Below are 21,880 nucleotides of genomic sequence, written 5' to 3'. Positions count from 1 at the left end.
TTCCAAACAAAACAGTAAAAACAACAGATATATGAAAATATTGACACCTATACGTACAGCGATACTCATCCTGTTGCTATTCCCCTTGAAACTTTCGGCAGAGGAACAGGCGGACACGGTCCATACGTTCCGTTTCGTGCCGGGCCGTGACATGTTCTATATCCCGTATAGCGGCAATGAAAAGGAGCTGGCGCGGCTGGAGGCATATGTGGAGCGATACAGGCAGGACATCCTTGCCGGACAAATCCCGCTCCGTGTGGACGGCTACAGCACCGCCGGAGAGAGCGAGGCCGACAGGCTTGCGATGGCGAAAGTCCGCTCCAACCGCGTGAAGTCGGAACTCATCATCCGGCAGGGGCTGACCGAAGCGTGCTTCGTCACCCGTAACCACTCCGGGAGCGGCGACTACGTGACGGTACGCATCAGCGTGCCGAAAGTGGCGACTGCGGTACAGAAGGACGAAAGGCAGCAGGCCGGACAGGAAAGCGCCGATACACAGCAAGAGCAGCGCGAAACGGAAGAATCACGCTTTGTCGCCGAACAGATAAGGGCGGACAGCATGGTCGTGGTACATCCCGAAGCCTATGTTCCGACGGAAACCACCGGGACGGCTGCGGAAGAAACCTCCGGCACAGACAGCTACACGCTCTCCCTGCGTGCCAACCTGCTGCGCTGGGCTACGCTCACGCCCGACCTGGGCCTGGAGTGGCGCATCAGTCCGTCATGGGGAATCCTCGTGAACGGCTCGTGGACCTCGTGGTCGTGGAACGACAAGGACCGCCGCTACGCCCTCTGGGAGGTCATGCCGGAAGTGCGCTGGTATATGGGCAAGGAGAAGCGCGGCTACCTCGGTGCGATGTACAAGGCCGGGCAGTTCAACTACAAGTTCTCCGCCACCGGCAAGCAGGGCGACCTGATGGGCGGCGGCATCACCGGCGGCTACCAGTTGCGCCTGAATGACGCCCTGTCGCTCGACTTCAGCGTGGCCGTGGGCTGCCTGCACGCGGATTATGAGAAATACACGGTCATCGACGGCGTGCGGGTGCGCCGTGGAACGGAAACAAAAAACTGGTGGGGCCCGGTTAACGCGGGTGTCACCTTGGTATGGAAAATATATTAGAAAATCATGAATATGTTCAGAAAGAAAACAGGCGATTATTTGGACAAGTGTAGCATCCTGCTGCACGGGTATAAACTTTTTGCAGTCCTCCTCCTTGCCTTCGGCATGGCGGCGTGCGACGACGACAACACGGTTCCCGAACCGACCTCTACCTTCAAGCTGCACATCGGCGAGGGAAACATCGTGCCGATGGATTTGGGAGCCCCTGACAACTATCCTCCCGCATACATGGCGGTGCTGGTCATGGAGGATTTGCCTGCCGACGAGAAAATCATCTACGAGGGTAGTGTCTATTCAACCGAGAACCCGGAACCGGACTTGAGCGACTGCGTTTTCATTAATGACTATTCGGATTACGAGCCGTTCCTGAACTGGGACTGGGAGAAGGAGCCGCTGTATTGGCGGTGCCTGTACCTCCTCCATCCGCTGCCCGGCACGACGTATTACGTGCGGGGCTATGTGCAGACAAACAAGGCGGAGTACTATTCCAACACGGTTGAAATCCGCTCCAGCCTCACAGCACCGGTGGCGGAGAACCCCGACGCCTACGAGATACCCGTCATCTTCCACCTCTTTCCGGATGCCGAAGGCAACTATCCGGTCAAGGACTGGATGGTACAGGAACAGCTGGACTATGCCAATTATGTATATAGCAACTATTTCAACCTCCCCGGGCAGACAGAGACCGGCGTGCGCTTTGTGGCCGCCACCACCGCGCCCGACGGTACGCCGCTTGAAACTCCCGGCATCGTCCACGAGAAGGAGGCCGTGGAGATAGATTACGCGAACGTCGAGCTTGACGACCGGTATATATGGGACAATGAGCATGCGCTCAATGTGTGGGTCAGCCCGATCAATAATGTGTACGAGGACGAGTACAGCATATTCGCCGGGTTCTCGTTTTTCCCCTACTTCGATGAAGACGAGATGATGGAGGGATGCGAAACGCCGTACCAGCCCGGTGTTGTCTCAGGCATATTCCTGAATACCCGGGCGATGACGATGGCCAACGATGTGAAGTCGTTCGCCCATGAGGCAGGACATTTCCTTGGATTGGAACATGTCTATATCGAGGGAGACGACTACTGCGAAGATACGCCTTGGTACGACCGGGACGCTTATCTGGAGGCCACGCAGGGCAACATCGAATATACGCGCACGGATGCCGCGACAGGAGAAATCTTCTTCTCCGACAACATCATGGATTACGAGTATGGCTTCATGGCCGGCATCACGCCCGACCAGGTGGAGCGCATCCAGTACACCCTGAAGCACGCCTACCTCATTCCGGGCGAGGCGGGCAAGGAAGATACGCCTGCGGTACGCTCCGCCGGGCAGCCGCACCGCTTCGGGGACAAGCCGGTACGGTAAACTGAAAAACATCCTGCGGATATGAATACAAGAAAAAGGAAATATACGACAACGATTCTGGCGACGGCCCTGCTGTTCTCTCTGGGCGGATGCGTGAAGGACGAGCTGCACGACACGCCGCATCCGGACAAGGGCATAGTGGCAGTGTCAATCGACCTGCCGCAGGGCGCAAGCGGGGAAGACTATACGGTAGAGATTGACGGCACGACCGCCGACGGCAAGGAAGGGCACTACACCGTTTCCGACCCGCTGCCTCCCGGCGAGTACACCGTGCTGGCTTACAACACGCCGCAGGGGTTCACCGTGACGGACGGCATCGCCCGTGTGGAGCGGACAGATGGCACGGCGCGCGCCCTCACCGACTTCATCAATCCCCTGCCGGACTATCTCTATTCGGGCACGGAGCGGATAACCGTCGTGGCGGACGACACCCTGCGCATGAACCTTGACGTGGTGCAACGGGTGCGCGACCTGCACATCGAACTGACCGTGACCGAGGGCGACCCGGAACGCATCGCTGCCATAACGGGTACGCTCAGCGGCGTGGCGGAAGCCTACGACCTGCGCAACGAAACGCTCTACGGCGAAGCGGTCAGCACACGCCCTACGTTCACGCGCAGCGGTGACAAGGTGTCGGCAGACCTGCGTCTGCTGGGAGTACTGGGCGATGCGCAGACACTGACACTTGTCCTGACCTTCACCGACGGACAGACGCTGACGGTGGAAAGTGACATGACGGAAGTATTGTCCGGATTCGGCGAAGGGGACATGACACAGACATTTGCCATAGAAGGCGGTCTGCGGACACCGTTGGAAGCGGGATTCTCCGCCACCATTACCGACTGGGAAGTGGTGGACGAAGGAAAGATAGACGTGAACTGAAAGAACTGAACTTGATATATAAACAAAAAGTATTCCAATCAACTCCTAAAAAACGATGAAAGTAAAACAGAATTTATTTCCTGCATTGCTGGTGGCCCTTGCGCTGACAGCCTGCAACACCGAAGAAGAAACCATGCAGGGGGCGGACGGACGCATCGCCCTGCAAGTGACCAGCGGCATCCAGACCCGCGCCTACGACAATCAGTGGGAAACAGGTGACCGCATCGGCATCTACGCTTTCGGGAAGGGAACCACGACCGTGGCCGACGGTTATGGCAATATCCCCTATACCACGGCGTCAGGCGGTACCACCGGCTCATTTGCACCGGATGGAACCACCATCTACCTGCCTACGGACGGCACGGAGCGCGATTTCGTGGCGTACTATCCCTACACGGCAGGTCTGACGGACGGCATCTATACCGTGGACGTGAGCAACCAAAGCAGCCAGAAGGCCATCGACCTGATGGCGGCAGCCACGCAGACAGCCGACCGCACCAACCCCAACGTGGCGTTCAACTTCACCCACAAGCTCTGCAAGATGGAATTGACCCTTAAACCCGGCAGCGGCATGACGGGAACGGAGCTGGCCGGTCTGACCGTGGAACTGACGGGACAACAGACCGCAGGCACGTTCAACGTGACGCAACCCGCCTCCGCAGTCAGCGTGACCACAGGTACGGCAACCCCGATCCCCCTGCTGACCAATGCCGACGGCACCTTCGCCGAGGGTATCGTCCTGCCTTCCGAAAGCTACCAAGGCATGTCGCTCAACATCACCCTGCCGGACGGGGCGAGCGTATTCTCCTGGCCGTTGGGCAACGCGACCGAATCCCAAAAGTTTGAGGCAGGCAAGAAATACCTCTATACCATCACAGTGAACAAGACGAACATCGACGTGACCGCGACCATCACCGACTGGGAGCCGGGCAACGGTGGCGGCGAAACTGGAGATGCTTATTGAATGAAGAATAACAGATAACAAGACAATGAAAAAGCAACTGATTTTAGCAGCAGCCGCGCTTGCATTGGCGGCTTGCGGCAACGACGAGAATTTGAATGACGGGCCGGTGGCTATCCGGCTCAGCAGCAGTCTGGAAGTGCAGACCCGTGCGGCATCGGGCATCCAAGGCAGTGCGTTTGATGAAGGCGAGTCGGTGGACATATTCATCACCGAATCTGTGGAGGCGGACGAGTCGGCAACTACCACTTATCCGCAGCCGTTGACCTATACCACGGGGACGAACGGAACGATGACACCTCCGACAGGCGGACAGCCTTACTTCCCGACCAGCGGCAACGGGGTGAACATCTATGCCTATTACCCTTCGAAAGCTGTGACGGATATGGGTGCATCGGGTGTGGCTTTCACAGTGGAGGCTGACCAAAGCACGGATGCATCTTACAAGGCCAGCGATCTGATGTTTGGCATGGCAGCCAATCCCGTCAGTCGCCAAAGCAGTGCTATCCCCGTCACATTCAGGCACCTGCTCTCCAAGATAACTGTCAACCTGACTTCCGGCGACGGCAATCCTTCGTTGGACGGTGCTACGGTTTCGTTGATGAACGTCCGCCTCGATGCACAGCTTACACCATCCGATGGTACGGTGGCAGAAGGGACGGGTACCCAGGACGAAAGTGTCACGGTGACAACCGGCACCGGCGGCAGTGCCATCATTCCCGTTCAGACCGTTGCGAGTGGCAAGCAGTTTATCCGGGTTCTGTTGCAAACAGGAGGCAACCTGTATTACACGCTGCCCCAAAATGCCACGTTCCAGGGTGGAAAGGTATATACCTACAACATCAAAGTAAACCTGACAGATTTGGAGGTAACGTCAAGCATCACCGACTGGACAACAGACGGGGACTACTCCGGCGACAGTAACGGTGAAGCCAACATGTAGTAAATTCCTACAAAAATCAGCCATCCCGTGCATTGGCGTAAGTACGGAGATACGCTATATGATATGGTGTACCGGGCGGTATCGCAACCGCCGGTGGCACAAACAGAAATACTAAAAGCATAACAAGTATGTATAGAATCAGACATATTGCTTATTCTTTGCTGGCAGCAAGCCTTCTGGCAGCCTGTACGCAGGACGAACAGCCCTCTCTCCAAGGGGAAATGCTGACTTTCACCGCCAGTATAGAGGGCGGCGGCCTGACCCGTGCCACAGTGGACAACACATGGAGCGGCGGCGAGACCGTGGCCCTGCAAATCAACGCCGGGGGCTGGCTCAACTATACGGCAGACGCCTCCGGCAACTTGACCGGCAACGACTATTATTGGCAAAACACAGACCCAGTCACCGTGCAGGGTATCTGCCCGGCCACAGCAGCGGGAAGCACGACATGGAGCGTGGAGAGCGACCAAAGCAGTTACCGGAATTATCAGTCGGGCGACCTGCTGGCGACCGGAGTGACGACCGTAAACTATGGCAATGCCGCCAACCTTACCTTTCGCCACCAGACCGCCAAGCTGGTGGTGAACATCGTGGATGGGCCGATTGTTCCTGATAATCCGGAAGTAACTGTCGGTAACAATAACCTCGCGCTCACGGGCACCTTCACCAAGCCGTCCTCCGGCAGTAGCTTCGGCACATGGACTCCGGGAGCGCAGACCGGCAGCATCACGCCGTATCGCCTTTCATACCCCAACACGGTAGCAGGAAAGACTATCAAGGTGAGCTACGCGGCCCTTGTCATTCCGCAAATCCTTGATGCAGGCACTAAACTGATAAGCATCCTGATAAACGGGCAGCTATACACTTACAAACTCCCCCTTGACATCACTTGGAAGCCGGGCTGTGTATATACTTATACCATCACCGTGCGGGCAGAAGGCTTGGAGGTCTTAGTGGACGACACCATCCAGGATTGGACCGACGGTGACAGCGAGAACGGTAATGCGACAGACCTGGGTGACGGATACACGGTTTCCGAAGATGGTAACACCTATACCGTCTATACCGCCGACGGCCTGATGGCATGGGCGGAAGCGGCGCAGGGTAACCTGTCGCTGAATTGTACCTTGACCCATGACATAGACCTTTCGGGTACGGAATGGGAACCGGTAGGCGACAGAAACAATGTTTACACAGGCACTTTCGATGGTAATGGGCATACGATTAGCAATCTGACAATTACAAAGGAGAATCTGTCTTTCGGTGATGATTGTGGAATGTTTGGCCGTGTGGGTACAAATGCAACCATTCAGGATCTGACCCTTGAGAATGTGCGCCTGAATGTTGGTGCTACTGATGGCGTTCCTATAGGAGCTTTGGCCGGATCTAATCAAGGGACCATCTCGAACTGTAAGGTTTCCGGGAATATCTTCGTTACAAACAATCGCGCAGGGTATGTCGGAGGCATCGTCGGGTGTATGCATTCCGGAGTTATACAATATTGCCATTCCTCGGCTTCCATTCAAGGTGGAAACTCAGATTATGTAGGCGGAGTATTGGGAGGCGAATATGCCACAGCAACAGTTATCAAAGGTTGCTCGTTTTCGGGTTCAATTACCAGTGATAATGCGGTTGGTGGCATTGCAGGACATTGTCTGTACTTCAATTACATGACTGGATGCTATTCCGTAGGAAAATTATCTAATCTATCAACAACTGCATATAGAACAGGAGGAGTTGTCGGCTTTCTGCAATGGGGTAGTGAAGCAACAGCTTGCTATTGGGACGGTTTCGATGGCGAGGGTGTCGGCTATTGTAATTCAGGTGAAGGCACTGGTGCTTACCAAATAGACGGCACCACCCACACCTGGCAGACCGCCACCGAAGCGATGAACACCGCCCTCGGCGCAGAAAGCAAATATATATGGGAAACCACCGACGCGGACACGCCGCCGACCCTTGTAAAGAACAGATAAAACCTATATAAGATGAAACGACATTTTTTATTATACACTACGCTTGCCTCTGTGCTCGGTCTTGCAGCCTGCACGCAGGATGAATCCGGAATGCTGCCCGACGGCACGCAGCCGCTGGCACTGACCGCCTCCATAGAGGGCGGCGCCGACACTCGCGCCACGGTGGATAACACATGGAGCGACGACGAGACCATGGCCCTGCAAGTGAACGGTGGGGACTGGTACAATTACACGGCAGACGCCTCCGGCTATTTTACCGGCAACTACTATTGGCAGAGCAAAGACCCCATCACCGTGCAGGGCATCTGCCCCGCCACAGCCGTGGAAAGCACGACATGGAGCGTGAAGAACGACCAAAGCAGCGATGCGGACTATCAGTCGGGCGACCTGCTGGCAAGCGAACTGACGAACGTAAATTATGGCAGTACCGCCCACCTTACCTTCCGCCACCAGACTGCCAAAGTGGTGGTGAACGTCAGCCGGGAAGGTCTGCCCGACGCTATCGGTGCCACGGCGAGTGACATCAGCCTGGGCATCGGTGAGGATGAAAACATCTTGATGGACGGCACCTTCACACTCCCGACGGTCGGTACCGGATACGGCACATGGACACCCGGCACCACGGAAGGCAGCATCACGCCCCACCTGTCCGGGACTACGGCAAGCGGCTGCGTCGCTACCTACGAAGCCCTTGTCATCCCGCAAACCATCAGGAGCGGAGCTTGGCTGCTGACTTTCAACGCCACGAAGGACGACGCCAGCTACGGCCCGTTCTACTACATGCTACAGAAAGACACCGAATGGAAAGCCGGCTATAAGTACACCTACAATGTTACCATCACCCTCTACGGCCTTCAGGTGTCGGTAGATACCGGCAGCATGACATGGGGCGACGGCGCGGACGGCGAAGGCTCGGTAGTTCTGCCCATTTAATGAAGGAAAAAGACATGTTTGAGCGGATAAGAATATACTTGAAATACGAAATCCCGGAGTAAAGTGTAGCGGGCGGCATCGCAGCCGTCGGTGGCACAAAAAGAGTGATAAGCAAGAGCGTTCTTTGAAAAAATGGTATAAGAAGAAAAGGATATTCTCGCAAAAAAGCGTTACCTTTGCCAATAGAATCAACAAAGGACAAGTTTATGAACAAGAAGAATGTAATAAAGGACAAGGCTAACATCTTCCAACGCATGTTGGAAGACAAGCGTGCCATTCGCCGTTGCATTCAGAAAGGCGAGGACTTGAACAAACTGGCTAAACAGCGTGGAATCAAATTCGTTACTCCCCTATGACATTACGGAAGAAGCGGATTTGACCTATTCTTTCACAACGAGGCATGGTATCACTTATCATGCCTATTTCCTTGACTATTCCTGCTATCATCCGGCATTTGCCAACGTCTATACGTTCAACATTGAACCGGAAGAAGATACGCCTCATCCCATAGACCAGCGCATTGCGCTGACCGTTATCCACATCTTGAAGCTGTTCTTCAGCCGTAACGAGAATGCCATGATTATGATATGTGACAATCTCGACGGGAAGGAACGGAAGCGGGAAATGCTGTTCACGCGTTGGTTTATGCGCTATAATGATGGAAGCATACAGAAATACGATGCGTCATCGACCACAGACGACTACATGCTATATGTGTCGTTGTACATACATCGGGATAATCCCGACGCACGGCAACTTGTAGCCGCTTTCTACGATTTGGTGAAGAACAATCTTTATCCGTTGGAATAGTCTTTTCCTTTTATACCTTTCTTTTGAAGCACGCTCATAAACGAATATTAGTTATGAGCGATATGAAACATACAGCATTGCTATTTATAGCGGTACTCCTGCTCGCCTCGTGCGGCAGCAATGACAGGGGTGTCGGCACGGATGCCGCCACCTACATCCCCGATGCGCCCAACTATGCCGACGCCACGATGTGGTACATCCGCCAGAATAGCACGGCGGACAGGAGTGCGGACGTGTTCTACCTCGTCTCCACCTGGGAGACCGACTGGACTACGGAGGACGGGCGCGTCTGCCACTATGCCGACGTGCATAACGCCACGCACCGTGCCAACATGGACAAGGAGATTTCCCGCATCGCCGCTTACATGGGTGAGGCAGGCGACTTCTATTCGCCCTACTACCGCCACATCACCATCGAGGGCTGGGCAACGCTGAACGAGGATACCATCAACAGCCGCTTCCGCACTGCCTTCAGCGACGTGCAGGCGGCCTTCGACACCTTCCTCCGCGGGCGCCCCGACCCCGACCGTCCCTTTGTGCTGGCAGGCTTCAGTCAGGGCGGCAAGGCGGTGGTGGAGCTGCTGAAGACGATGCCCGCAGACGTGGCGCGTCACCTGGTGGCGGCCTACGTGCTGGGCTATAAGGTGACACCCGCCGACACGCTCGCCACGGAGAACATCCGTCCGGCGCGGGGAGCCACGGACACGGGCGTGACCATCTGCTACAACTCCGTGTCCGACGTGCGCTACATCCAGCCCGTGGTGGCAGCTCCCTGCGCGATGTGCATCAACCCCGTGAACTGGCGCACCGATGCCACGCCCGCCACGCTGCATGACACCATCACCGTCAGCGTCTCGCCCGAGCACCACGTACTGGTCGTGAAGGGCTACAGCGGCTCGGAATACCAGCCCATCCTGGGCTTCCTCAATGTGGGCGACTTCCACAGCGCCGAGCCGTGGCTCTACGAGGAATGCCTGCGCGAGAACATCCGGGCACGGGTGGAGGCTTATTATAATTGAGAATTGAGAATTAAGAATTAAGAATGAAGAATGAAAAATGAAAAATGATGAATGAGAAATATGATGCGTTGTCAGTATTCGCTGTCATACCGCAGGGAAATTCTTCATTATTAGTTCTTCATTAATCAAGCGTTCTTTGACAGACTGGGAAACAAAAGAGATGAAATGATGCGGAACAATTCAATTAATTCCTTATTTTTGCAATGTGTTACATTCAATAATAAGGAGGAATACCGTATGAAAGCAACGATTTCATTAGAAGGACTGTTGGCACTTATCCATGGGCTTTCACTCAGTGCAAGCAATAAGCGGTGGCTGGGCGAAAAGCTGATAGAAGAAGCACGGAAGGAAACCCAATCCGCCCCTATATCGGCAAGCAGATTTTATGGTGTATGGAAAGACGAGGATTTTCCGGGGGTAAGTGCGGACGAGATGGTTAAGGAAATAAAGGAAAGCCGGAAGTTTAAGAAGGAATCGATAACATGGTGAGTATGAAGCAATATTTACTTGATACGAATATATGTGTCTTTCTCTTGCGCGGACAATATGACATAGACAAGAAATTGGATAAGGTAGGGCTTGAACATTGTTATATTTCGGAAATCACGGAAGCAGAATTGAAATATGGCGCAGAACTTGGTCGCAGAAAAGGCCTGAAGCAGCGGATAGAACAATTGGATGAGTTTTTGTCCGCTTTGAAAATCCTTCCTATAAGCAATGCTATTGACTTGTATGCTTCTGAAAAGGCGCGGTTGCGTGTGGCTGGTACTCCTGCCGATGATGATTTTGATTTGCTGATAGGATGTACAGCCGTTGTAAATGACATGGTCATGGTGACGGAAAACATGAAACACTTTAAGAATTTAACTGGCATTCAACTTGAAAATTGGATTGAAAGATAAGCCATATCAATTATCCCCATTATTTCGTCCCGCCCCTCTCCCCGCAGGAGGAGGGCGGGAGGCTTGTTTTCCGGCCTTCACTGATAATGGATAATAACCTATATAAAAAAGAAAGTATATGATAAGGAATTGGACATTGATAAAGGTTCTTGCATTGGCAGCAATCCTGTTCACCGCCTGCACGCAGGACGAACTGGCAGAACAGGGCAACACCCTGCCAGACGGCGAATACCCCTTGCAGATAGGTAGCGTCAGCATCACCGCAGAGGCGAGTGAGGAACCGTGGACGCGCGTTGGCGAAAGCACAGACGGGCAAAGCAGCGTGTGGAAGGGTGACGAAGAGTTCTATGTGAAGTTCGAGGGCAGCGACGAGGTGGGCATATACAAGATAACCGATGCCGCAACGGGTGCGGTGGAACCTGTCAAGTCTATCTACTGGAAGAACACGCAGCCTGCCAACATCATTGCCTGGTATGCCAAGCCGCAGCTCAATGCAAACAACTGGCTGTTCCTCGGCGGCCAAAATAACGGCTTGGTGTATGTGCTGCGGGCCACGGCAGACAACGCAAGCCACAACACTCCTGTTAACTTGCAGTTCGAGCACCAACTTGCCAAGGTACGAGTGATAGTCAAGGGAACAGCCGATGTGATAGATGTTGAAGCTATAAATGTACCCATTGATTGTGATGTTAAAGAAGGAAAAATAGTAAATATTGGAACTATTATACCACGCAATCATCTAATGTTTAAAACCACTTACGAGGATATAGGCCCCTGCTGGGAAATCAACCTGCCGCCAAGTCCTGATTATCAGATAGAAAATTTCATGGTTCTTACTTCAGATCCTATTAGCACTCCATGTGACCTTACTACCCCCATAACCTTGGAGGCTGGCAAAGTCCATACCATCACGCTGACAGTGCACAGAAAGGACACGAAAACCATCGACCTCTCTACCGGTGACTACATCATCAACGACGACGGCACCTACTACTTCAGTGGCACGGCCAGCCATGCCATACGGGTGACGGGCGGCAATCCCAACATCTACCTGGAAGATGCACAGATAAGCGTATCGGGCGGCAATGCCATCGACATCACGGGCGGCAACCCTACTATCCATGTAAGGGGCGAGGGCAACACCGTAACCTCTCCTGACAAGACCGGTATCTTCGTGGCAGAGAACAGCACAGTGACCATCACGGGTAACGGTCGTGAAGATAAACTGACTGTCAGAGGCGGTGCCGGAAGTAGCGGCATTGGCGGATACTTGTCAAGAGAGGATCCTGCACCGGCTTGTGGAAATATAGAAATCACAAGTGTATGGATAGAAGCTTATGGAAGTAAATCCATTAATTTTGAAGTTGCGCCTGGCATAGGTGGTGCAGGAAGTGCATCGTGCGGGACAATTACGATAGACGATGCAACAGTTTATGCCTATGGTATCGAGGCATTTCCTATAGGGTCAAGTTCTGCCATAGGTGGAGGTTTCGATATAAGGGAGAAGAAGGGTTCTTTCGGGGCCATCACCATCCGGAATAACTCGGAAGTATATGTCCAAAGAGGCGACTCTTATAGCGACTATATCGGTAATTCTGGATCTATGACTTATCCTGAGACTGGAGATATTGTTGCTACGGTGGATGAAACAAGCAAGGTTACAAAACAGAATTAGTATTCGTGACCCTTGATAAAGAGTATCAGATACCCTTGCTCAACAGTATCAGATACCCATGACGAAGAGTATCAGATACCCTTGTCAGGGCAGACGAAACGACATAATGTATAACCTCAAAACAGAAACGACTATGCTGGAACATGAAATTAAGAATAAAGTGCTTACCATTGGTAACCGTAAGGGACAGACGGTATATTACGCCTATCCCAAGTCGCAACAGAAGCTGACCAACGACATGGTCGTGGAGCGCATCGTGCGCGAAACCTCGCTGTCCGAAGGTGACGTGAAAAACGCCCTCGTCAGCCTCTCCAACGTAGTATGTGACGCCCTGCAGCTGGGCATGAGCGTGGACTTGGCAGAACTCGGCTCGTTCCGCCTCGTCGTCCCCTCCAAAATGATGGACACGCCCGCAGAAGTCACGGTAAAGGACGCTATGAAAACCCCGAAAATCGTCTTTACGCCCAAGCAGAAGATGCGTGATGCCGCCAACAAGGTGGAACTGAGCATCGACCGGGGCACGACAACCACGTCAACCCCCGACGAGGGCAACGACGACAGCGGCCAAGGCACTTTCGGCTAAGCCCGCGCGCCGGGACGAGAATCCTTACAGCCTGTCCGGTTCAGGGTGGCGGTCATGGACAGCATGGCTGCCATTCTTTGTGATGGCCGCCACCGTTTCTGCCCGCGTTCTTTGTTTTTTCACATATTCTTTTTTGATAATTAAAAGATTAACGCTAATTTTGCACGCTCTTTCGAGAAATAAATAAATAATCAAATCATAAATAATCGTCAGAATGAACGTTTCATTAGAAAACATTGACAAGGTAAGCGCACAGCTTATCGTGAAGGTTGAAAAAGCCGATTATCAGGAGAAAGTAGATAAAGCGCTGAAAAACATCCGCCATAAGGTCCAGATGCCCGGCTTCCGCAAAGGCATGGTCCCTGCCGGATTGGTGAAGAAGATGTATGGCAAGTCGGTATTGGTGGAAGAGGTGAACAAACTGTTGTCCGAGGCCGTATCCAAATATATCGAAGAAAACCACGTGAACGTCTTGGGCGAACCCCTCGTTAATGATGAGGCTGCCCAGAATGTGAACTTCGATGTGCGCGATGATGCCGAATTTGTCTTCGACATTGCTCTTGCCCCCGAATTTAAAGCCGAAGTGTCGCAGGACGACAAACTGGACTACTACGATATTGAGGTGACCGGCGAAATGGTGGACAACCAAGTCAAGATGTACGCCCAGCGCAACGGCAAGTATGAGAAAGTCGATGCGTATGCCGACAACGACATGCTGAAAGGCCTGCTGGCCGAGCTGAATGAAGACGGCAGCACCAAGGAAGGCGGCATCCAACTGGAAGACACCGTCATGATGCCTTCGTATATGAAGAACGATGAGCAAAAGGCCCTCTTCGCCAACGCCAAGGTGAACGATGTGCTTGTGTTCAATCCTTATACCGCATGGGACGGCAATGCCGCCGAACTGGCTTCGCTCTTGAAAACCGACAAGGATACGGCTGCTGAGATGAAGTCAAACTTCAGCTTCCAGGTGAACGAGATTACCCGCTTCGTCCCGGGCGAACTGAACCAGGAAATCTTCGACCAAGTATTCGGCAAAGACGTAGTCAAGACCGAAGAAGAGTTCCGCGCCAAGGTGAAAGATGCCATCGCGCACCAGTTTATCGCTGACAGCGATTATAAGTTCCTGATAGATGTACGCAAGCATCTGATGGCAAAAGTCGGCAAGCTTGAATTTGCAGACGCCCTCCTGAAGCGCATCATGCTGCAGAACAATAAGGACAAGGGCGAGAAATTTGTAGACGACAACTATGACAAGTCTATTGAAGAATTCACCTGGCACCTGATCAAAGAACAGCTTGTCAAGGCCAACGGCATCAAGGTGGAGCAGGAAGACATCGTCAACATGGCCAAGGAAGCTACGCGCGCGCAGTTTGCCCAGTATGGCATGCTGAATGTTCCCGAAGAACTTCTGGATAACTACTCGAAGGAGATGCTGAAGAAACAGGAAAACGTAGAAGGCCTGGTAAACCGTGTCATTGAAAACAAGCTGGCCAACGTGCTGAAAGGACAAGTAACGTTGGAGCACAAGCCTATCTCTGCGGCCGATTTCAACAAGATGTTTGAATAATTCTCCGCTCGCTACATTTATTTCATAGCTGAAAAATGTAGAGCCCGGCTTGCCGGCTCTACATTTTTTTATGCAAGGATGCAGAAAATTTATGCGACTTATTTGCAAATGCTGTTTATTTTTTGTCTCTTTGCAATCCTTTTGATGCATTGGTTTTGAATGATATTAATAAATAAGAATAGTATGGATGATTTTAGGAAATACGCAACCAAACATTTGGGGATGAACAGCTTGGTGCTGGATGATGTAATCAAGTCACAGGCAGGTTATCTCAATCCTTATATATTGGAAGAACGCCAACTTAACGTGACGCAGTTGGACGTGTTTTCCCGCCTGATGATGGACCGTATCATTTTTCTCGGTACTCAGATAGATGATTACACGGCCAATACGTTGCAGGCACAGTTGCTTTATCTGGATTCGGTAGATCCGGGCAAAGACATCTCCATTTATATCAACTCTCCGGGCGGCTCGGTCTATGCAGGATTGGGCATCTACGATACGATGCAGTTTATCAGTAGCGATGTGGCTACCATCTGTACGGGAATGGCTGCCAGCATGGCTGCCGTGCTGCTGGTTGCCGGTGCCGAAGGCAAACGCTCTGCCTTGACACATTCGCGCGTCATGATACACCAACCGCTGGGAGGAGCCCAAGGACAGGCTTCGGACATTGAGATTACGGCACGCGAAATCCAGAAAATCAAGAAAGAACTGTACACCATTATTGCTGATCATTCGCATACTCCTTACGAAAAAGTATGGGCCGATTCGGACCGTGATTATTGGATGACGGCTCAAGAAGCAAAAGAATATGGTATGGTGGATGAGGTGCTGATTAAGAAATAACGTATATGGCGATAGATACAAAAAAACATAAGAACAGATGTAGTTTCTGTGGACGTTCGGAAGACGAGGTCGGCTTCCTCATTACGGGGATGGATGGCTTCATCTGCGATTCTTGTGCCGTGCAAGCCTATGAAATTACTCAAGAGGCGTTGAGGAAAAGCAAGCCCGGGGCATCTAACCTGAACCTGGCAGATCTGCCTAAACCTCACGAGATAAAAGACTTCCTCGATCAGTATGTCATCGGACAGGATGATGCCAAACGCTATTTGTCTGTCTCAGTCTATAACCATTATAAACGTTTGCTCCAGAAGAACAGTGGTGATGATGTTGAGATTGAAAAGTCCAATATCATCATGGTGGGCAGCACCGGGACAGGAAAAACCTTGTTGGCCCGCACGATTGCTAAATTGCTTCACGTGCCTTTTACCATTGTAGATGCTACTGTATTGACCGAAGCTGGCTACGTTGGCGAAGATATTGAGAGTATTCTTACCCGTTTGCTGCAAGTGGCCGATTACAATGTGCCTGAGGCGGAGCGAGGCATTGTCTTCATTGACGAGATAGACAAAATAGCCCGTAAGGGGGATAATCCTTCTATCACGCGTGACGTGAGCGGTGAAGGTGTGCAGCAGGGATTGTTGAAATTGCTGGAAGGCTCTGTGGTCAACGTACCCCCCCAGGGAGGACGTAAGCATCCTGAACAGAAGATGATTCCGGTAGATACGAAAAACATCTTGTTCATATGCGGTGGCGCTTTCGATGGCATAGAAAAGAAAATTGCCCAGCGCCTGAACACTCATGTGGTAGGTTATAATGCTGTGCGTAACTCGACGACAATTGACAGGGGCAACCTGATGCAGTACATCGCGCCGCAAGACCTGAAAGCTTTCGGCTTGATACCTGAAATCATAGGCCGCCTGCCGGTGCTTACTTATCTGCAACCGTTAGACCGCCATGCTTTGCGTGCCATATTGACAGAACCGAAAAACTCGATTATCAGGCAATATGTCAAGTTGTTTGAAATGGACAATGTGAAGCTCACGTTTGAAGATGCCGTCTATGAGTATGTCGTAGATAAGGCCATTGAGTATAAGTTGGGTGCCCGTGGTTTGCGTTCGATTGTAGAGACCATCATGATGGATGCTATGTTTGAGATACCTTCCGAACAGCGCGATAGTTTTGTTGTGACGTTGGAGTATGCAAAACAGCAACTGGAGAAGGCAAATCTTGCAAGATTGCAAAATGCTTGAAATCAGTGCATAACTTATATATTTGCCTTGCTTAGCCCTTCTCTCTTGAAAAATATTCAGTGAATAATGTTTGATATTTAAGAAGTTGTTTATAACTTTGTTAGGCTCTGAGTCTTGATCCAGAAGAATGTCCGTTTATTAATTAACCTATAAACAGCCTAATGAATATGACAAGGAAGAATATTGATTTAACAGACCAATTGAAGAAATATTTCGGATTCGACACTTTCAAAGGTAATCAGCAGGAAATAATAGAAAACCTGTTGGCAGGTAATGACACTTTTGTCTTGATGCCTACCGGTGGGGGAAAATCTTTGTGCTATCAATTGCCTTCATTGTTGATGGAAGGAACAGCTATTGTGATATCACCTTTGATTGCTTTGATGAAGAATCAGGTCGATGCTATGCGTAATTATAGTGAAGAAGACGGCATAGCGCATTTCATCAACTCTTCCTTGAATAAAAGTGCCATTGAACAGGTAAAAGCTGACATCTTGAATGGTAAGACAAAATTGTTGTACGTGGCTCCGGAGTCACTCACGAAAGAGGAGAATGTAGAGTTTTTGCGGAATGTGAAAATTTCATTCTATGCAGTGGATGAAGCTCACTGTATCTCAGAGTGGGGGCATGATTTCCGGCCTGAGTATCGTCGCATTAGGCCGATTATAAATGAAATAGGGAAGGCTCCTTTGATTGCTCTGACAGCTACGGCTACTCCCAAGGTGCAGCATGACATACAGAAAAACTTAGGGATGGTAAATGCCAAGGTGTTTAAATCTTCGTTTAACCGTCCGAATCTGTATTATGAAGTGCGTGCTAAGACAGCGAATGTAGACAAGGACATCATCAAGTTCATTAAGGCTAATCCGGAAAAATCTGGCATTATTTATTGTCTTAGCCGGAAGAAAGTGGAAGAACTGGCAGAGATTTTGCAGGCCAATGGCATAAATGCGCGGCCTTATCATGCCGGGATGGATTCGGCTACGCGTACGCAGAATCAAGACGATTTCTTGATGGAGCGTATTGATGTGATTGTAGCTACTATCGCTTTCGGTATGGGGATTGACAAACCGGATGTGCGTTATGTGATACATTATGATATGCCGAAAAGCCTGGAGGGCTATTACCAAGAGACTGGCCGTGCCGGACGTGATGGAGGAGAAGGGCAATGCATTACTTTTTATTCGAATAAAGATTTACAGAAGCTGGAAAAGTTCATGCAGGGGAAACCTGTAGCAGAACAAGAAATAGGCAGGCAGCTTTTGCAGGAAACTGCAGCTTATGCCGAATCTTCCGTGTGTCGCAGGAAAACGCTTTTACATTATTTTGGCGAGGAATATACGGAGGATAATTGTGGAAATTGTGACAATTGTTTAAATCCAAAGAAGCAAGTGGAAGCTCAAGAGCTATTATGTACCGTTATAGAGGCTGTCCTCGCGGTAAAGGAGAATTTTAAGTCTGACTATATATTGGATGTGATACAAGGCCGTGAAACTTCCGAGGTTTTGGCCCATCGGCACGAGGATCTGGAGGTTTTCGGCTCGGGTATGGGCGAGGAAGAACGGACGTGGAATTCTGTTATCCGGCAAGCCTTGATTGCAGGGTATTTGAGTAAGGATGTAGAAAACTATGGTCTGTTGAAGGTTACAGATGCTGGCCGTAAGTTCCTGAAGAATCCTAAATCATTCAAAATAACAGAAGACATCGATTTTGAAGAAATTGAAGAAGAAGCGCCTATGCGTGGTAGCGGGGCATGTGCTGTTGATCCGGCCTTGTTCTCTATGCTGAAAGATTTGCGCAAGAAACTTTCTAAACAGTTGCAGGTACCGCCTTATGTCATCTTCCAGGATCCTTCGCTGGAAGCTATGGCTACGATTTATCCTGTGACGCTGGAAGAGTTGCAGAATATCCCGGGCGTTGGAGCTGGAAAGGCAAAACGTTATGGTGAGGAGTTCTGTAAACTGATTAAACGGCATTGTGAGGAAAATGAAATTGAGCGTCCTGAAGATTTGCGAGTGCGCACGGTGGCCAACAAGTCGAAGCTAAAGGTGTCTATTATTCAGGCTATTGACCGGAAGGTGGCTTTGGACGACATTGCTGTCTCAAAGGGTATCGAGTTCGATGAGCTGCTGGACGAGATAGAGGCTATCGTTTATTCGGGGACAAAGCTGAACATTGATTATTTCCTGGATGAGATTATGGACGAAGACCATATGCTGGACATTTACGATTATTTCAAGGAGTCTACGACGGATGATATTGAAGAGGCCTTGGAGGAATTGGGTGAAGACTTTACGGAGGAAGAGGTTCGGCTGGTGCGTATCAAGTTTATTTCGGATATGGCGAATTGATTCTTCTGTTGTACAATAAATTGATTGAGGCCATGCTTTTCAGATATTGAAGAGCGTGGCTTTTTTATTTGTCTGCTGTTTAGGAGTGAAAAATAAGAAAAACACCCACATGCGGCGGTTGTTCCGCATCGCATGTGGGTGTGCCTGTTGGTGGTATCAATGGGCTTTTTCTATTCTGAAGGCCATCCGGTAGTCGGTATTTTTCTTTATTTCATATTGCGGACGGGGGCCTGGCCCGCAACTGGCATTGCCCAATCCACGCTGGATGCAGTCCAGGTTGAGTACTATTTCGGCACGGCGTATGTTCTTCAGGTCGTGGCCGTACTTTACGCGCCATATTTCGCGGTCGTCGTAGTGCTGGGCTGAGAAGGCAAAGGCATCTTGAGCTATAATGCGCAATCCTTTTCCTTCGGCATCTGTCAGGCTGAGGCGTTGTACATCGCAACGTCCGCCCATGGTTTGGGCGTGGGTGTAATACTCGCGCATGCCGTCGACGGTGGTTTGGTACAGGCCGACATAGGCTGCGTTTTTGCGGTCGGCATAGTTTTCGATGGGGCCACGGCCGTAGTACGTCACGTGTTCCAGGGCCGGACTGAGGCTGGTTTGCAGCGACAGGCGGGGCATGTTGAAGTCGGCCGAGGTGTGGAAATCGGCTTCTAAGTCGATGGCTCCTGTGCCATGTACCACGTAAGTCAAGTTTTGCTGCACGCTGCCGTTGCCGTCGGATTCTACCGTGAAGCGTGTTTCGATGCGCACGGAGCGGGCGTCTTCTGCTGCTTCGTAGCTGAAGTCATCGAGGCGTGTGCGGGTGTCCAGGTGGTCGTGCGGGTCGTTGTTGATGCTTCGGTAGCCGTTGAATACGGGGCCTTGCTGCCGATGCAACATCTCCTGGCCGTCGTAGCGCAGAGTGATGAGCTGTCCGTTGTGCATGTCGAAGGCTGCTTCTACCTGGTCGTTTTCGATGCGGAGGTAGCGGCGTTCTTCCACGTAGCATTTCAGGGGATGGTTGCCGGGAGCGTCGGCCTGGATGGCTGGCAGGGTCCGTGGGCTTTGCCGAAGGGCAAACTGTTCGCTGGCTACGACGTGTCCGGCGGGTGCCCAGTTGCAACTGTCTTTCAGGCTGACTTCGTAGGTGACGTAGTAGTCGGCCGAGTCTTTCAGCAGGGGTTCCATCGGCGTGTGTATGGTGCGACGTTCACCGGGCGGGCAGTCGGGCAGGCCGAAAGTCTCTTCTTTGACGAGGTGTCCGTTGCGTTCCAGGCGGTAGTGCAGGTTGAAGTGTGTCAGATTGAGGTGCGTGTAGCGGTTGTGCAGTTCGACTTCGTTGGAGTTATTCATGCGGAAGGAGATGTACTGGTAGACCTTTTTCACTTCCAGCAGCTTGGGTGTGACGCGCCGGTCGGGTGTGACAAGACCGTTGTTGCAGAAGTCATTGTCGTTGGGCATGTCGCCAAAGCTGCCGCCGAAGTAGTATTCGTTGTCCGGCCGTCCCGGTTTGTTCAGTCCTTGGTCTATCCAGTCCCAGATGCATCCGCCTATCATGCGGTTTGACTTGTATTCGATGTAGTCCCAGTATTCTTCCAGGTTGCCTACGGCGTTGCCCATGGCGTGGGCATATTCGCAAAGGAAGAAGGGCTTGTTGCGTGGCTGCCGGTCTTGCTCTATCATGGCTTCGATGGAGGGATACATGCGGCTGTCCATGTCGGCCTGGTCGTTCATGCCCTCGTAGTGTATGGGGCGGTTGTCCAGGGCACGTACGGCGTCGTATTCGGCCACAATGTTGCAGCCGCCGCCCGATTCGTTGCCCAGCGACCAGAAGATGACGCTCGGGTGATTCTTGTCGCGCTGCACCATGCGGACGGCACGGTCGACGAAGGCGCCCTGCCAGGCCGGGTTGTCGGTCAATGACTGGTTGCCGTGACATTCCTGGTCGGCTTCGTCCATGACGTAGAGTCCGTAGTAGTCGAAGAGGGCGTACATCTTAGGGTCGTTCGGATAGTGACTGGTACGGATGGTGTTCAGGTTGTGCTGTTTGTACAGCAAGATGTCGCGAATCATTGTTTCCACCGTAGAACTGCAAGCCTTGTGCGAGGTTTCTATCGGGCAGACAGAAAAGCGTCAGCAGAAATAGGAATAAGAAAAATGAGTTGCTTTTGTTCATTTGGGGGTTCCTGTCTGTGTGAATCAATTAAAATGTTAGTTAAAACGGGTGCCAAGTTATTAAGAAATAACTGAATTTGCAAGTGCAAAGCAGAAAAACACATAAGAGGAGGGGCAATTGGCAGGTGCAATATTATGAATTTGAATAGAAAAACTCTTTTTCTGGTGTGGAATAGTTCTGCCTTTTTCCTGGTTTTCTGGTTTATTTTGTATTTTACCTTTGACTGTTTCAATGAAGTTCTCTTTCTTACGTGGATTTTGTCGGCGATATTTATTAAGGGGCTTTTACTAATGATAAGTTGCGTATCATTGAGTCATAGATTCCCGAATAGAGCTTGTTCGATGCATTTCTTGTTAGCACTCATTTTCTAGTATTTCCCATTTTCTTTGTTTTCTCATTTTTCATTTTGTTTTTATTTCCCCTCCCGTGAGTTCCTTTTCCCTTATTTCTTTCTTCCCCTTATATTTGTTTGTTAATATATATAATGTGTATATTCTCCTTCTTTTCCCTCGTCCTTTTCCTTGTCT

General features: G+C 51.2%; 18 protein-coding genes and 1 pseudogene. 18 read left to right on the top strand and 1 reads right to left on the bottom strand.

The features are described from left to right. The first annotated feature begins 31 nt into the window (after positions 1-31). The 18 genes from M3090_RS13370 (at position 32) to recQ (ending at position 19,192) form a co-directional block, all read left to right on the top strand. Positions 32-1,120 carry a DUF3575 domain-containing protein gene (locus M3090_RS13370; RefSeq protein WP_249057105.1) on the top strand — a complete coding sequence of 363 codons (1,089 nt, stop codon included), beginning with the start codon at positions 32-34 and terminating at the stop codon, positions 1,118-1,120. Positions 1,121-1,132: 12 nt separating this feature from the next. Beyond that, entirely contained in the window at positions 1,133-2,491 is a 1,359-nt protein-coding gene (locus tag M3090_RS13365) for a M43 family zinc metalloprotease (protein ID WP_249057102.1), read from the top strand. 21 nt (positions 2,492-2,512) lie between these two features. Further along, on the top strand, positions 2,513-3,373 hold the full coding sequence (locus M3090_RS13360; protein WP_249057100.1) for a FimB/Mfa2 family fimbrial subunit: 861 nt from the start codon (positions 2,513-2,515) through the stop codon (positions 3,371-3,373). A 55-nt stretch (positions 3,374-3,428) separates the two neighbouring features. After that, positions 3,429-4,337, top strand: coding sequence for a fimbrillin family protein (locus tag M3090_RS13355; RefSeq protein ID WP_249057098.1), 909 nt, complete (start codon positions 3,429-3,431; stop codon positions 4,335-4,337). Between the two features lie 25 nt (positions 4,338-4,362). Further along, positions 4,363-5,277, top strand: coding sequence for a fimbrillin family protein (locus M3090_RS13350; protein ID WP_249057096.1), 915 nt, complete (start codon positions 4,363-4,365; stop codon positions 5,275-5,277). Between the two features lie 128 nt (positions 5,278-5,405). After that, positions 5,406-7,253 (top strand): fimbrillin family protein, encoded by a 1,848-nt coding sequence (locus M3090_RS13345; protein WP_249057094.1) that lies wholly within the window; start codon positions 5,406-5,408, stop codon positions 7,251-7,253. A 12-nt stretch (positions 7,254-7,265) separates the two neighbouring features. Further along, on the top strand, positions 7,266-8,186 hold the full coding sequence (locus tag M3090_RS13340; protein ID WP_249057092.1) for a fimbrillin family protein: 921 nt from the start codon (positions 7,266-7,268) through the stop codon (positions 8,184-8,186). A gap of 206 nt (positions 8,187-8,392) precedes the next feature. Continuing rightward, positions 8,393-8,542, top strand: a complete 150-nt coding sequence (locus M3090_RS13335; RefSeq protein ID WP_204245599.1) for a hypothetical protein — start codon at positions 8,393-8,395, stop codon at positions 8,540-8,542. Continuing rightward, positions 8,514-8,996, top strand: a complete 483-nt coding sequence (locus tag M3090_RS13330) for a DUF6169 family protein (protein WP_249057089.1) — start codon at positions 8,514-8,516, stop codon at positions 8,994-8,996. The genes M3090_RS13335 and M3090_RS13330 overlap by 29 nt, the downstream gene beginning before the upstream one ends. 53 nt (positions 8,997-9,049) lie before the next feature. Beyond that, entirely contained in the window at positions 9,050-10,015 is a 966-nt protein-coding gene (locus tag M3090_RS13325) for a DUF3089 domain-containing protein (RefSeq protein ID WP_249057087.1), read from the top strand. Positions 10,016-10,252: 237 nt separating this feature from the next. Next, entirely contained in the window at positions 10,253-10,504 is a 252-nt protein-coding gene (locus tag M3090_RS13320; RefSeq protein WP_249057085.1) for a hypothetical protein, read from the top strand. Positions 10,505-10,506: 2 nt separating this feature from the next. Next, positions 10,507-10,917 (top strand): type II toxin-antitoxin system VapC family toxin, encoded by a 411-nt coding sequence (locus M3090_RS13315; RefSeq protein WP_249057083.1) that lies wholly within the window; start codon positions 10,507-10,509, stop codon positions 10,915-10,917. 118 nt (positions 10,918-11,035) lie between these two features. Then, a complete protein-coding gene (locus M3090_RS13310) occupies positions 11,036-12,592 on the top strand; it encodes a fimbrillin family protein (RefSeq protein WP_249057081.1) in 1,557 nt (518 codons plus the stop codon). Between the two features lie 133 nt (positions 12,593-12,725). Then, on the top strand, positions 12,726-13,175 hold the full coding sequence (locus M3090_RS13305) for an HU family DNA-binding protein (protein ID WP_249057079.1): 450 nt from the start codon (positions 12,726-12,728) through the stop codon (positions 13,173-13,175). A 214-nt stretch (positions 13,176-13,389) separates the two neighbouring features. Beyond that, positions 13,390-14,745, top strand: a complete 1,356-nt coding sequence (tig, locus tag M3090_RS13300; protein WP_249057078.1) for a trigger factor — start codon at positions 13,390-13,392, stop codon at positions 14,743-14,745. Positions 14,746-14,928: 183 nt separating this feature from the next. Continuing rightward, on the top strand, positions 14,929-15,591 hold the full coding sequence (gene clpP / locus M3090_RS13295) for an ATP-dependent Clp endopeptidase proteolytic subunit ClpP (protein WP_249057076.1): 663 nt from the start codon (positions 14,929-14,931) through the stop codon (positions 15,589-15,591). 5 nt (positions 15,592-15,596) lie between these two features. Beyond that, positions 15,597-16,841, top strand: coding sequence for an ATP-dependent Clp protease ATP-binding subunit ClpX (clpX, locus tag M3090_RS13290; RefSeq protein ID WP_249057074.1), 1,245 nt, complete (start codon positions 15,597-15,599; stop codon positions 16,839-16,841). A 167-nt stretch (positions 16,842-17,008) separates the two neighbouring features. Further along, positions 17,009-19,192, top strand: a complete 2,184-nt coding sequence (gene recQ / locus M3090_RS13285; RefSeq protein WP_249057072.1) for a DNA helicase RecQ — start codon at positions 17,009-17,011, stop codon at positions 19,190-19,192. Positions 19,193-19,348: 156 nt separating this feature from the next. On the opposite strand, the pseudogene M3090_RS13280 reads toward recQ, so the two are convergent. Continuing rightward, positions 19,349-21,259: pseudogene (locus M3090_RS13280) on the bottom strand (glycoside hydrolase family 2 TIM barrel-domain containing protein); the annotation flags it as partial. Between the last annotated feature and the right edge of the window lie 621 nt (positions 21,260-21,880).

Source organism: Bacteroides sp. ET71 (assembly GCF_023336905.1).
Taxonomy (GTDB): domain Bacteria; phylum Bacteroidota; class Bacteroidia; order Bacteroidales; family Bacteroidaceae; genus Bacteroides.
This window is presented reverse-complemented; position numbering and strand designations above follow the sequence as displayed.

Bases quoted from the DNA above. Each gene is read 5' to 3' on its own strand.
- M3090_RS13370 (WP_249057105.1), top strand. From the start codon at position 32: ATGAAAATATTGACACCTATACGTACAGCGATACTCATCCTGTTGCTA.
- M3090_RS13365 (WP_249057102.1), top strand. From the start codon at position 1,133: ATGTTCAGAAAGAAAACAGGCGATTATTTGGACAAGTGTAGCATCCTG.
- M3090_RS13360 (WP_249057100.1), top strand. From the start codon at position 2,513: ATGAATACAAGAAAAAGGAAATATACGACAACGATTCTGGCGACGGCC.
- M3090_RS13355 (WP_249057098.1), top strand. From the start codon at position 3,429: ATGAAAGTAAAACAGAATTTATTTCCTGCATTGCTGGTGGCCCTTGCG.
- M3090_RS13350 (WP_249057096.1), top strand. From the start codon at position 4,363: ATGAAAAAGCAACTGATTTTAGCAGCAGCCGCGCTTGCATTGGCGGCT.
- M3090_RS13345 (WP_249057094.1), top strand. From the start codon at position 5,406: ATGTATAGAATCAGACATATTGCTTATTCTTTGCTGGCAGCAAGCCTT.
- M3090_RS13340 (WP_249057092.1), top strand. From the start codon at position 7,266: ATGAAACGACATTTTTTATTATACACTACGCTTGCCTCTGTGCTCGGT.
- M3090_RS13335 (WP_204245599.1), top strand. From the start codon at position 8,393: ATGAACAAGAAGAATGTAATAAAGGACAAGGCTAACATCTTCCAACGC.
- M3090_RS13325 (WP_249057087.1), top strand. From the start codon at position 9,050: ATGAGCGATATGAAACATACAGCATTGCTATTTATAGCGGTACTCCTG.
- M3090_RS13320 (WP_249057085.1), top strand. From the start codon at position 10,253: ATGAAAGCAACGATTTCATTAGAAGGACTGTTGGCACTTATCCATGGG.
- M3090_RS13315 (WP_249057083.1), top strand. From the start codon at position 10,507: ATGAAGCAATATTTACTTGATACGAATATATGTGTCTTTCTCTTGCGC.
- M3090_RS13310 (WP_249057081.1), top strand. From the start codon at position 11,036: ATGATAAGGAATTGGACATTGATAAAGGTTCTTGCATTGGCAGCAATC.
- M3090_RS13305 (WP_249057079.1), top strand. From the start codon at position 12,726: ATGCTGGAACATGAAATTAAGAATAAAGTGCTTACCATTGGTAACCGT.
- tig (WP_249057078.1), top strand. From the start codon at position 13,390: ATGAACGTTTCATTAGAAAACATTGACAAGGTAAGCGCACAGCTTATC.
- clpP (WP_249057076.1), top strand. From the start codon at position 14,929: ATGGATGATTTTAGGAAATACGCAACCAAACATTTGGGGATGAACAGC.
- clpX (WP_249057074.1), top strand. From the start codon at position 15,597: ATGGCGATAGATACAAAAAAACATAAGAACAGATGTAGTTTCTGTGGA.
- recQ (WP_249057072.1), top strand. From the start codon at position 17,009: ATGACAAGGAAGAATATTGATTTAACAGACCAATTGAAGAAATATTTC.